At 68.4% G+C, this 12214-nt stretch carries 9 protein-coding genes and 1 pseudogene; 4 read left to right on the plus strand and 6 right to left on the minus strand.

Features of this window, described 5'->3' with window-relative positions:
* The first annotated feature begins 135 nt into the window (after positions 1-135).
* Positions 136-828, plus strand: coding sequence for a hypothetical protein (locus tag ABT115_RS25980; RefSeq protein WP_351794367.1), 693 nt, complete (start codon positions 136-138; stop codon positions 826-828).
* A 157-nt stretch (positions 829-985) separates the two neighbouring features.
* Here ABT115_RS25980 and ABT115_RS25985 read toward each other — a convergent pair whose 3' ends face one another.
* From ABT115_RS25985 to ABT115_RS26000, 3 genes are all read right to left on the minus strand, one after another.
* Positions 986-1306 (minus strand): transposase domain-containing protein, encoded by a 321-nt coding sequence (locus tag ABT115_RS25985; RefSeq protein ID WP_351794369.1) that lies wholly within the window; start codon positions 1304-1306, stop codon positions 986-988.
* Between the two features lie 403 nt (positions 1307-1709).
* Positions 1710-2264: a hypothetical protein gene (locus ABT115_RS25995; RefSeq protein ID WP_351794371.1), complete on the minus strand. Its 555-nt coding sequence runs from the start codon at positions 2262-2264 to the stop codon at positions 1710-1712.
* A 298-nt stretch (positions 2265-2562) separates the two neighbouring features.
* Positions 2563-3732: a steroid 3-ketoacyl-CoA thiolase gene (locus tag ABT115_RS26000; protein WP_351794373.1), complete on the minus strand. Its 1170-nt coding sequence runs from the start codon at positions 3730-3732 to the stop codon at positions 2563-2565.
* A gap of 281 nt (positions 3733-4013) precedes the next feature.
* On the opposite strand from ABT115_RS26000, the gene ABT115_RS26005 reads away from it, so the two are divergent.
* Positions 4014-5291, plus strand: a complete 1278-nt coding sequence (locus ABT115_RS26005) for a cytochrome P450 (protein WP_351794376.1) — start codon at positions 4014-4016, stop codon at positions 5289-5291.
* 127 nt (positions 5292-5418) lie between these two features.
* Here the strand turns inward: ABT115_RS26005 and ABT115_RS26010 are convergent, their stop codons facing one another.
* Positions 5419-7464 (minus strand): bifunctional glycosyltransferase 87/phosphatase PAP2 family protein, encoded by a 2046-nt coding sequence (locus tag ABT115_RS26010; protein WP_351794379.1) that lies wholly within the window; start codon positions 7462-7464, stop codon positions 5419-5421.
* Between the two features lie 144 nt (positions 7465-7608).
* On the opposite strand from ABT115_RS26010, the gene ABT115_RS26015 reads away from it, so the two are divergent.
* Complete coding sequence (locus tag ABT115_RS26015; protein WP_351794381.1) at positions 7609-8085, plus strand: GNAT family N-acetyltransferase; 477 nt, start codon at positions 7609-7611, stop codon at positions 8083-8085.
* A 28-nt stretch (positions 8086-8113) separates the two neighbouring features.
* Here ABT115_RS26015 and ABT115_RS26020 read toward each other — a convergent pair whose 3' ends face one another.
* Positions 8114-10165, minus strand: coding sequence for an MFS transporter (locus ABT115_RS26020; protein WP_351794384.1), 2052 nt, complete (start codon positions 10163-10165; stop codon positions 8114-8116).
* A 476-nt stretch (positions 10166-10641) separates the two neighbouring features.
* Between ABT115_RS26020 and ABT115_RS26025 the strand changes: the two genes are divergently transcribed.
* Entirely contained in the window at positions 10642-11286 is a 645-nt protein-coding gene (locus ABT115_RS26025) for an HNH endonuclease family protein (RefSeq protein WP_351794387.1), read from the plus strand.
* Here the strand turns inward: ABT115_RS26025 and ABT115_RS26030 are convergent.
* Positions 11223-12214, minus strand: a pseudogene (locus ABT115_RS26030) (RNA-guided endonuclease InsQ/TnpB family protein); the annotation flags it as partial. The gene ABT115_RS26025 and the pseudogene ABT115_RS26030 overlap by 64 nt on opposite strands.

Consider the following 12214-nt stretch of genomic DNA (forward strand, 5'->3'; position numbering starts at 1 on the left):
ACGCCCTTGAACGGGTCAACAATTGACAAATCATCAACTTCATATAAATCGGCCAGCTTAATAACCCGTTGGTCCATCTAGGCGCATTTTGCTCGGGTGTCCGTTCCCGTCAGCCGCCGGAGCGTTGTCACGTACGTGGAACCTCGAGAATTCTGGGATCGGAACTCCGTACTGGCGGAAGCATTCTGCGCCAGCGACGAACGCCTGCGCCTGGCGCAGGCGTTGCTGGACGAGGCGCAGGCGGAGCGGAGCCGAATGCTTGCGGCTTTCGCCGTCACAGTCGGCGACGACGGCTCGATCGCAGACATGATGGGCCTCAACGAACGAGAAGTGCGATTAGCACGACGCACGGTGGGCCGCAGTGACGCCCGGTCCCTTGCCGAGGAACTCCTGCAGACCACGCAAGCGGCGAAGGAAGCCGTGGCCGAGCCCCCTTCCGCACCCGAGGTCACCGTGCCGCATCCGCGCGAAGAGGTGGTCGTTCCGCCACTGGACACGCCACCGCCTGCCCCGCCCTCGCCCCCGCCCGCTCTTCCCGTGCCGCCCGGCGAGGTGGAGAACACGGTCATCTGGTCGCCCAGCATGGACTCCGTGCTGCTGTGGAGCTGGGAGTCCGGCCTCGACGTACAGACGGTCGCCGCCGAACTCGGTCTGTCGGTGCGGGCACTGCTGATGCGTGTGCAGGAGCTCGCCAACGACGGACTGCTCACGCTCGCGAACCCGGTCACCGAGGTGAGCCGGTCCGGGCGGCACCGCCGCCAGCACGAAGACGGGTACGCCGCGCTGTTCGGCCCCACCACCACCTTCCCCACCCATGTGCCGTACTGAGCGGGCGCACCCGGGCTCGAGGCCGGATAACGGACGGGGTCCAGCAGGTTCGTGATCAGCCGCCACTGCTCGGTACGGACGGTGCCATCGGCCAGGGTGACGGTGAGGGTCGCCTCGATCACGCGCACCCGCAGCAGTACCCGCAGGACGCCGTAGCCTATGCGGGCGATGTAGGAGCCGTCGCCCAGGTGCTCGGCGGGGGTGGGGACGCGGCGGGCCCCGGAGCGCCGCCGCAGAGGTGACCCCACCTGCGTCTGGCCCGTGTCAGCGAGGAGACCGCGGGGCGCACCAGGTCCAGCGGGGTCAGGGCGGCCGTCAGCTTGGACCACACCGTGCGGTACGAGCGGTGTTCGAACAGCGCGAGAGCGAGCACGAAGTACACCACCACCCGAGAAGGCAGCAGCCGCACGCACTTCTCGCGCCGGCCGGTCTCCTCCAGCACCGCGTCCACCAGCGCGAAGTCCACGATCTGGGTCAACTCCCCCCAGATACCCCGGCGCGAACACACCCCGGGCTGTCTGGATCGTGGACGCGATGACAGACTTCTCCTGCAACGGGACCCCTGACCTTGATCGACTTTCTTCGCCGATCGTTGATCTATCAGGTGGTCCCGTTGCGCTGTTTCAGCAGGGCTTGACGTACAGCTCAGGGGCCAAACGCAATGGTGTTGAGCACCACGTCAGATCGCTCTATCTACATCGAACTCTCCTTCACGTTCAGGACACACGGGGAACTTCACTCGGCGGCCTTCACCGCCGAGATGCACCCGCACCCCGGCGTCGTCTACCGGCCCCTGGCGGACGCCCCGCCCGTCCCCGTCGTGCTCGCATGGCGCGGGACGTCACCGCGGAGGGCTGAGTCCGTCCACGGTCACACCGCCCTCACTCCGCGGAGCCGGCCGCGCCCCGCACCTGGACTGTGCGCGCGAGCGGGTCGCCCGGCTCCACCCGGAACTGCGCCGCCAGCTCCCGGCCGGAGCCGGCCAGCACCCACTGCCGGTTCACCACCCGGCCGTCGACAGCGAACTCGTTCCTCAGGACGGGCAGTTCGATCATCCGCGCGAACCACTCCGCCGCCCGCTCGGCGAGGAATTCCGGCGACCCGTCCTTCTCGATGAGCGTTTCCAGGGTCCGCTCAAGGGTGTACAGCTGATCGTGGAATTCCCCGCCGACGAGACGCGAACCGGTGAAGAACGCGCCCACGGTCAGCACATGCTGCTCGGGCTCGGTCGTGGGATCGGACAGACCCAGAGTGACCAGAAGTTCCGTACGATTCTCGAAGACCGCGAACGTCGCATAGGTGTCGTCGGCCTCGCAGCCCCATCCGCCGGACTCCGCCCGCTCCCGCAGCGCGGCGAGAAACCGCAGGCCGTCCTCGGTGGGCTCCAGCTCCGGATCGGCGTCGAACCAGCCGCCGGACGTGTCGTACTCGCTCATCACGCTTTTCTGCCTCGCAGGGCCCGGGAAAAGGCCCGAATCGTTGTGACCGGACAAAGGGCCTGGCCCCGGCGGTCACAGTGCACCGCGGGGGCCAGGATATCGGGGGTGAGTCACCAGAGACCTCGTAGGCGGCGACGCCGACGCCGAGTCCGAGCAGGCCGCGGCCGCCCCACTTGGCCGCCGTGCTCAGCTTGCTCGCGAAACTGGAGCCGCTGGAGGCCGCGCCCGCGGAGGACGTCCGCGCAGCGGCCGCCGAGGCAGCCTGCGTCGACCGGCCTTCCTCCACAGCGTCGCGTTACAGCCGCTGGATGATCGTGCCTGTCGCCAGTGCGCCGCCCGCACACATCGTGATCAGTGCGAACTCCTTGTCACGGCGCTCCAGTTCATGCAGTGCCGTGGTGATCAGCCGGGCCCCGGTGGCGCCCACCGGGTGACCGAGCGCGATGGCTCCGCCGTTGACGTTGACCTTTTCGAGGTCCTGCTCGAAGACCTGGGCCCAGCTCAACACCACGGAGGCGAAGGCCTCGTTGATCTCGACGAGGTCGATGTCCTTGAGCGACATACCGGCCTTGCCGAGCACCGCGCGGGTCGCGTCGATCGGTCCGTCGAGGTGGAAGTGCGGGTCGGCGCCGACCAGCGCCTGCGCGACGATCCGGGCGCGCGGCTTGAGCTTGAGCGCGCGCGCCATCCGCTTGGACGCCCACATGATCGCGCAGGCGCCGTCGGATATCTGTGAGGAGTTGCCCGCGGTGTGGATCGCGGTGGGCATGACCGGCTTGAGCCGGCCGAGCCCCTCCATCGTGGTGTCCCGCAGCCCTTCGTCCCGGTCGACCAGACGCCACATGCCCTGCCCGGCCGCCTGCTCCTCCTCGGTGGTCGGCACCTGGACCGCGTACGTCTCCCGTTTGAACCGTTCCTCGGCCCAGGCGACGGCGGCCCGTTCCTGCGAGATCAGCCCGAGCGAGTCGACGTTCTCCCGGGTCAGTCCGCGATTGCGGGCGATGCGCTCGGCGGCCTCGAACTGGTTGGGCAGGTCTACGTTCCACTCGTCGGGCCAGGGCTTGCCCGGTCCGTGCTTGGAGCCGCTGCCCAGCGGCACCCGCGACATGGCCTCGACGCCACAGCTGATGCCGATGTCGATCACTCCGGCCGCGACCATGTTGGCCACCATGTGGGAGGCCTGCTGCGAGGAGCCGCACTGACAGTCCACGGTGGTGGCGGCGGTCTCGTACGGAAGGCCCACGGTGAGCCAGGCGGTGCGGGCCGGGTTCATGGACTGTTCGCCGGCATGGGTGACCGTACCGCCGACGATCTGTTCGACGCAGTCGGCATGGATGCCGGTGCGGCCGAGAAGTTCTCGGTAGGTCTCACCCAGCAGATAGGCGGGATGCAGATTGGCGAGCGCGCCTTGGCGCTTGCCGATGGGGGTGCGTACGGCTTCGACGATGACAGGTTCCGCGGCCATGAGCTCGTCCTCTCCTCGCACTTCCGCAGGGGCGTCCCGGCGCCCGCGGAGGGAACTAGTACGCGTTCTAGTTCTACAGGCAGTCTTGTGGGGCTTACCCTCGGTACGCAAGGGTCTTGCACGCACCTTGCGTCCGCTTCATGCCTACCTCACCCACTCTTCACGCAACAGGTCGGGCCGCCGCTCTTGCCAGTTGTAGAACTCGTTACTACCTTTCGGACATCTTCTGATGGGTCGTCAGACATCGTTCGGGCGACTCTCGGCCCGACCTGGAGCTGCCGATGCCCTGCCCCCATCTGCCCGAAGGGTTCGATTTCACCGATCCCGACCTGCTCCAAGCCCGCATTCCGCACCCGGAGTTCGCACAGATGCGGCAGACCGCACCGGTCTGGTGGTGCACCCAGCCGACCGGTATCTCCGGTTTCGACGACGAGGGCTACTGGGTCGTCACCCGGCACGCGGACGTCAAGTACGTCTCCACCCATCCCGAACTGTTCTCCTCGAACACCAACACCGCGGTCATCCGGTTCAACGAGTCGATCAGCCGCGACCAGATCGAGGTACAGAAGCTGATCATGCTGAACATGGACCCGCCCGAACACACCCGGGTCCGCCAGATCGTCCAGCGGGGCTTCACGCCCCGGGCGGTACGCTCCCTGGAGCAGGCCCTTCGCAGCCGCGCCCGCCGAATCGTCGAGACCGCTCTCGCCGCCGCGGGCGACGACGGTTCGTTCGACTTCGTCACGAACATCGCCGTCGAACTGCCGCTCCAGGCCATCGCGGAACTCATCGGCGTACCGCAGGAGGACCGGTCCAGGATCTTCGACTGGTCCAACAAGATGGCCGCGTACGACGATCCCGAGTACGCGATCACCGAGGAGGCCGGCACCGAGGCGGCCATGGAGATCGTCTCGTACTCGATGAATCTGGCGGCCGCCCGCAAGGAGTGCCCGGCCAAGGACATCGTCTCCCAACTGGTCGCCGCGGAGGGCGAAGGGAACCTCTCCTCCGACGAGTTCGGCTTCTTCGTGATCCTGCTCGCCGTCGCCGGGAACGAGACCACCCGTAACGCCATCAGCCACGGCATGCACGCCTTCCTCACCCACCCCGATCAGTGGGAGCTCTACAAGCGCGAGCGGCCGGAGACGACCGCTGAGGAGATCGTTCGCTGGGCCACGCCTGTGGTCTCCTTCCAGCGGACCGCCACCCAGGACCTCGAACTGGGCGGGCAGCAGATCAAGAAGGGTGACAGGGTCGGGCTGTTCTACTCCTCGGCCAATAACGACCCCGAGGTCTTCGAGAACCCGGAGGCCTTCGACATCTCCCGCGACCCCAACCCCCACCTCGGTTTCGGCGGCGGCGGTCCGCACTTCTGCCTCGGCAAGTCCCTTGCCGTGATGGAGATCAACCTGATCTTCAACGCGATCGCGGATGTGCTGCCGGACCTGCGGCTGGTCGACGAACCGCGACGGCTGCGCTCGGCATGGCTCAACGGGATCAAGCAGCTTCAGGTCAGCACCGCCGCAAGCACCGCGGGCGTCGGTGCCGCGGGAAGCTGACCGCTTTCCGGCAGCTTCGGACGGCGGGCGCCTCCCCCTCACGCCCCGGCCCCGCCGTCCGTACCGGTGCTGCTCGCTGCCCGGCACATCCCAGCGGCGATCAGGGCAAACCTTGCCGGTCGCGGCACTAGTGTTTGCTGCCCACCGCATCGTCGGTCGGCCTCGGACCCGGCACGGGCACCGCGATCCCGTCCCGCGGCTTCGCCGCCGCAGGCACGGCCGGCAGCTGCAGCCTCCGCGGCCCCGACAGTACGTAGGTCAGCCCGAAGCCGAGCGAGACGACGGCTGCGCCGCCCACCGCGTCCAGCACCCAGTGATTGGCCGTGGCCACGATCGCGGAGACCGTGAACAGCGGGTGCAGCAGCCCCAGCGCCTTCATCCACGTCTTCGGGGCCAGCATGACGATGACCACACCGCACCAGAGCGACCAGCCGAAGTGCAGCGAGGGCATCGCCGCGTACTGGTTGGTCACCTCGGTCAGCGTTCCGTAGTCCGGCTTCGCGAAGTCCTGGACCCCATTGACCGTGTCGATGAAGTCCAGACCCGGCATCAGTCGCGGCGGGGCCAGCGGGTAGAGCCAGAAGCCGACCAGCGCAAGGACCGTGGCGAAGCCGATGGAGCTGCGGACCCAGCGGTAGTCCGCGGGACGTCGTACGTACAGCACACCGAGGATCGTCAGCGGCACGATGAAGTGGAACGTCTCGTAGTAGTAGTCGAAGAAGCCCCTCAGCCAGGCGACCTCGACGACCGCGTGGTTGGCCCAGTGCTCGATGTCGATGTGCAGCCACTGTTCGAGGGAGTGGATCTGGCGACCGTGGTGTTCGGCGGTGGCACGTCCTGCCGTCGCCGCGAGCCTGATCTGTGCGTATGCGGAGTACACGACCCTGATCAGGAGCAGTTCCAGCAGCAGATTGGGCCGACCAAGCACCCGCCGCCAGAACGGCAGCAGAGGGATGCGGCTCCAGCGGGCCGCGACCGGCGCCGCGTAATCGGTGGGGATCGGCTGCTGCCAGTACGGCGAGGTGCGCATCAGGAACGGTACGGCGCAGGCCGCGCCGAGCGCCGCTATCAGCAGCACGTTGTCTCGTACGGGGAAGACCAGCGCCTTGTTCGGCAGCAGCATCTTCCCCGGCAGTATGAGCACGAGCACCACGACCGTCGGCCACACCAGCCGGTCGGAGGCCCGCTTGCCGACGCGGCCGACCACGGCGAGCAGCACCCACAGCAGCTGGTGCTGCCAGGCGGTCGGTGAAACGGCGACGGAGACGCAGCCGGTCACGGCCACGGCGAGCAGCAGCTGCCCGTCGTGTGCGTACCGTACGGCGCGGCGTAGTCCGAGGTAGCAGACGGCGGCCGCCAGCACCACGAACAGCGCGATTTCGAGCGGGCCCTCCAGGCCGAATCGGAGCAGCGCGCCGTGCAGGGACTGGTTGGCCAGGCTGTCCGCGTCGTCGCCGAGCCCGGCGCCCGCGACATGGTGCACCCAGTAGGTCCACGAGTCGTGCGGCATCGCGGCCCAGGCCAGCGCGGTGCAGGCGGCGAACGCGGCGCCTGCGGTGATCGCCGCCCGGCGGCGGCCGGTGAGCCAGAGCAGGACCGCGAAGAGCAGCACGGTCGGCTGGAGCGCGGCCGCGAGCCCGATCAGGAGGCCCGAGGCACGTTCCCTGCGGACCGTGCAACAGGCCAGCAGCACCAGCAGGACCGGCAGGATGCTGGTCTGCCCGAGGTGGAGCGCGTTACGGACCGGCAGGGACAGCATCAGCAGGCTGATCGCGACGGGAGCGGCCAACAGCGAGGTGCGACGGGTGACCGGGCCCGGCAGCGAGCGGGCGGCAATGATGCCGAGGGCGGCGACGAGCAGCAGCGATCCGAACGTCCAGGCGACGCCCAGGCTCTGTTCGGCGGTCCGGGTCAGTGGCTTCAGCACCAGTCCGGCGAACGGGGTGCCGGTGAACCGGTCGCTGTCATACAGCGAGCCCGTCACATGCAGGACACCGTTCTCACCGATCCAGTTGTCCAGATCGGCAAGCCGTTCGTCCGGCGGCTGCCGTAGCACCACTGCTATCTGCCGTATCGCCAGTGCGGCCGCAACCAGCCATAACAGAGCCCGGGCAGCCCCGGTCCTCGCCCCCGTTGCCGCGTTTCCGCGCACACTGTGCTCCGCATTCGCCATGCTGCGTCGCCCCTCCCGCCGCTTCCGCGCCCGCCCCTCGACCTGGGCGTGCTGTGAAACCTTCGCATTGCGTTATGACGGAGACTCAATAAACCCCCTCTTTACCTGACTGTCATCCTCCTTCTTTCCGAAAGAATGACCGGCATGACCTGGACCGTGACCCCAGAACCCTTCGACTCCGCCGACGCCGCGCTGCTGCGTCGCGACTATTACGACGAGGTCGCCAGTCGCTACTGGGGGCGGCCCGCGACCGCCGAGGAGATCGACGAGGGGCTCACCGACGACGGCGCCGACCGACTCGCCCCGCCCACCGGCCAGTTCGTCGTCGGCCGGTTCGAGGGGGAGCCGGCCGCCTGCGCCGGGCTGCTGCTGGTGGACGCGGACATCGCGGAGCTGACCCGGGTGTTCGTACGGCCCAAATACCGCGGTACGGGCGGCGGCGGGCTGCTCCTGGCGGCTGTCGAGAGCGCGGCGCGCGCCTTCGGCGTACGCACGGTCAGGCTCGACACCCGCGCTGACCTGGTGGAGGCACGGGGGCTGTACGCCAAGCACGGCTTTCGGGAGGTCCCGGCGTTCCACCGGCGGCAGTACGCGGAGCACTGGTTCGCCAAGGAGCTGTAGGAACTGTAGGAGCTGTCCGCGGGGCGGCTCACCCCGGTCCGGCAGCGTGGTCCCGTCTCGGCTCGGGGGTGTGGGGCCGTTCCTTGCTCGACCCGTTCGTCTCGGCGGTCAGCTCCGCCACGAGTTTGACGAGATCGGTCGGCCGTTCCGGCCCCCACCAGTCGCCCAGCAGCTCGGCCATCGACTCCTCACGGGCCTCCGCGAGCTTCACCACCACTTCCGCACCAGCTTCGGTGAGCACCAGCTGTGCGCCTACGCGCCCGGCCAGTCCGCGCTCCTCCAGCTGACGGGCAGCCTCGCTGACCACCCGCAGCGGCACCTGGGCGACCTCGGCGAGCATGGCCGGTTCGACCGTGCCGTGCCGAGCTATGCGCAGCAGCATCCAGCTCGCCGCGGGCAGCAGGTCGTACCCCGCCCTCTTGGTGATCTCCTCGTAGACCTGGCGGCGCCCCGCGCGGGTGGCAAACACTGAGAGGGCCCGGGCGCATTCGTCGTACGAGGACCGCTCGACCGGGTTCGACGCCAGGGTCTCGCTGGGCTCCGGGGCGGTCACCGAGCCGCGCAGCTTGTCCTCCTTTAGGAACCACGCGAAGACGAAGGCGACCAGGACGACGGGGGCCGCGTACATGAACACATCGGTGATCGAGGTCGAGTACGCGTGGAGCACCGAGGGCCGCAGCACGGGCGGCAGCCGGCCGATGGCGCGCGGGTCGGCGGCCAGCCCCTCGGCACTGATCCCGGGGGGCAGTGAGCGGCCGGCGAGCGCCGCGGCCAGTTTGCCGGTGAGCCGGTTCGTAAAAATCGTGCCGAAGACCGCGACACCGAACGAGGCGCCGATGGAGCGGAAGAAGGTGGCTCCGGACGTGGCGACGCCGAGATCCTCGTACTTGACGGCGTTCTGCACGACCAGCACCAGGACCTGCATCACCAGGCCGAGACCGGCACCGAAGACGAAGAAGCAGATGCTCATCTCCCAGGTGCCGCTGGTCTCCGTGAGCCGGTGCAGGAGCTGCAGTCCGATCGCGGTGATGCCGGTGCCCGCGATCGGGAAGACCTTCCAGCGGCCGGTGCGGCTGACGATCTGCCCGGACACGGTCGAGGTGAGAAGCAGACCGAGCACCATCGGAAGCATGTGCACACCGGACATCGTCGGCGTGATGTGGTGCACCACCTGCAGGAAGGTCGGCAGGTAGGTCATCGCGCCGAACATCGCGAAGCCCACGACGAAGCTGATGACGGCGACGAGGGTAAAGGTCCTGATCCGGAACAGCTTCAGCGGAATAACGGGCTCCGCGGCGTGGCGCTCCGCGGACACGAAGGCGATCAGCAGCAGCACGCTCAGGACGGCGAGACCGATGATCTGCGCCGAGTCCCAGGCCCAGGTGGTGCCGCCGAGCGAGGCGACGAGGACCAGGCAGGTGGCGGCGGAGGTGATGAGGAAGGTGCCGAGGTAGTCGATGGTGTGCTGAGTGCGGCTGACCGGGATGTACAGCACGGCGGCGATCACGAGCAGCGCGACGACGCCGATCGGCAGGTTGATGTAGAAGACCCAGCGCCAGCTGAGGTGCTCGGTGAAGAGGCCGCCGAGGAGCGGTCCGAGGACGCTCGCCGCGCCGAAGACCGCTCCGAACAGACCCTGGTACTTGCCTCGTTCGCGCGGTGCGACGATATCGCCGACGATCGCCATCGAGAGCACGATGAGGCCGCCGCCGCCGAGGCCCTGAACGGCCCGGAAGCCTATGAGCTGCGGCATGTTCTGGGCGACGCCGCAGAGCGCCGAGCCGATGAGGAAGATGACGATGGCGGTCTGGAAGAGCTTCTTGCGTCCGTACTGATCGCCGAGTTTGCCCCAGAGCGGGGTCGCAGCGGTCGACGCCAGCAGATAGGCCGTGACCACCCAGGAGAGATGTTCCAGACCGCCGAGGTCGCTGACGATGGTCGGCAGCGCGGTGGAGACGATGGTCTGGTCGAGTGCGGCCAGAAGCATGCCGAGTAGCAGCGCACCGATCGCCACCATGACCGAACGCGCGGAGCGGTCCTCGCCGGGGGCCGCGGCCGGGGGGATCAGATGCTGGGCCATTGAACATCTCCTCGGGTCCGCTACTTCCCCATCCTGGCCGGTCCGCATGGTTATGGCCTGCCGAGCGGGACCGGCCAGGACCTGCGCGGACGGGCCCTGGGGGCAAAGACGACGGAGCAGGCACGCTCCTGGCCAACCGGCCCGACGCCCCCACCGGGGAAGGATTGGCTTTCCCGGACAGGTCTTTGTATCGTGACGGAACAAAGTAGCCTCGCCCGCCACCCCCTGACCGGCAGGCGAGGCTGCTTGTTCTCTCTCCCGCCCCGGTCGCAGGCGCCCCCGCCTTCATGGACGCGATCGCCGGGCTCCCGCAGACAGGCCCCTGTGCTCCAGCTCCGTTCGTCAGAAGTCTTGATGTGACGTGCTCATGTCGCCACTCTGTTACCTGGCGCCCACCCCACGGAAACCTGGCGCCGCCACGATGGCCGGGCCCTATGGGCCACCCGTCCAACGCCCCCCACAACAAGGGAGTTCGCATGTCAGGTGTCTACGCGTGTCGCATCGCTGTCGTCGCCGCATCCGCCGCCCTCGCCGCAGCCACCGGACTGCTCACCGCCCCCACCGCCCAGGCGGCCATGCCCACCCCGGTCTCGGCATCGACCGCCCGTACCTATCTGAGCGAGCTGACCGTCTCCGCGGAGGGCTCGTCGAGCGGCTACAGCCGCGACAAGTTCCCGCACTGGATCACCCAGTCGGGCACCTGCAACACCCGTGAGGTCGTCCTCGACCGGGACGGCACGAATGTGACCCAGGACTCCAGCTGCGCGGCCGTCAGCGGCAGTTGGTACTCGCAGTACGACGGCGCCACCTGGACCGCGGCATCCGATCTGGACATCGACCACATGGTCCCGCTCGCCGAGGCCTGGCGATCGGGTGCCAGCAGCTGGACGACCGCCCAACGACAGGCATACGCCAACGATCTGACGCGCCCGCAGCTCATCGCGGTCACGGACAATGTCAACCAGTCCAAGGGCGACCAGGACCCGACCACTTGGCTGCCGCCACGCACCGCGTACCGGTGCACGTACGTGCGCGCCTGGGTACATGTGAAGCACTACTACAACCTGAGCGTCGATTCGGCCGAGAAGAGCGCCCTGCAGTCCGTACTGAACGGCTGCTGAACGACACGACGAAGAGCGCACCGTGCCGTTGAAGGCTGTGGTGTCGGGTGGGTTCCCGCTTCGCTGCGCGGTGCCGGGACGAGTCCCGGTCTTACCAGCGCTCCACGGGCTGACACGGCCAGTCCGGCCGCCCTGGCGGACGTTGACCGCCGCGTTGATGTCCCGGTCCAGGACGGCCCCGCACGCCGCGCACGTCCAGGTACGGACGTGCAGGGGCTTGGGGCCGTCCTTCACGCCGCACTGCGAGCACACCTGGCTGGTCGGCTCGAACCGGCCGAACCGGATGAAGATCCGCCCGTACCGGGCGGCCTTGTACTCCAGCATGCTCACGAACGCCGACCATCCGGCATCGTGGACGGACTTGGCCAGGCGCGTGCGGGCAAGCCCCTTCACCGCCAGGTCCTCCACGGCGACCGCTTGGTTCTCGCGGATCAGCCTCGTCGAGAGCTGGTGATGGAACTCACGGCGCGCGTCCGCGACACGGGCGTACGCCCGTGCGACACGGACCCTGGCCCTGTCCCTGTTCTTCGAGCCCTTCTCCTTGCGGGAAAGAACACGCTGCGCCTTCTTCAGGCGCTTCTCGGCCCGGCGCAGAAAGCGCGGGCTGTCGATCTTCGTGCCGTCGGAGAGGACCGCGAAGTGTCCGAGGCCGAGGTCGATCCCGATCTCGGGCGTCGCCTCCGGCAGGATCTCCTCCGGGCCGGTCTCGACGACGAAGGACGCGAAATACCGGCCCGCGCTGTCCTTGACCACGGTCACCGTGGACGGGGTCGAGGGCAGCGTCCGGGACCACTTCACCCGCACGTCGCCGATCTTCGACAGGCGCAGCTTTAGCCCCGGCGTGATCGACCAGCGGGCGTTCGCGGTGAACCGGACGGCCTGCCGGCTGTCCCGCTTCGACTTGTACCGGGGCGCGCCCATGCGCGGG

Origin of the sequence: Streptomyces sp. NPDC001832 (assembly GCF_040297265.1) — a bacterium.
In the GTDB taxonomy this organism is placed as follows: Bacteria; Actinomycetota; Actinomycetes; order Streptomycetales; family Streptomycetaceae; genus Streptomyces.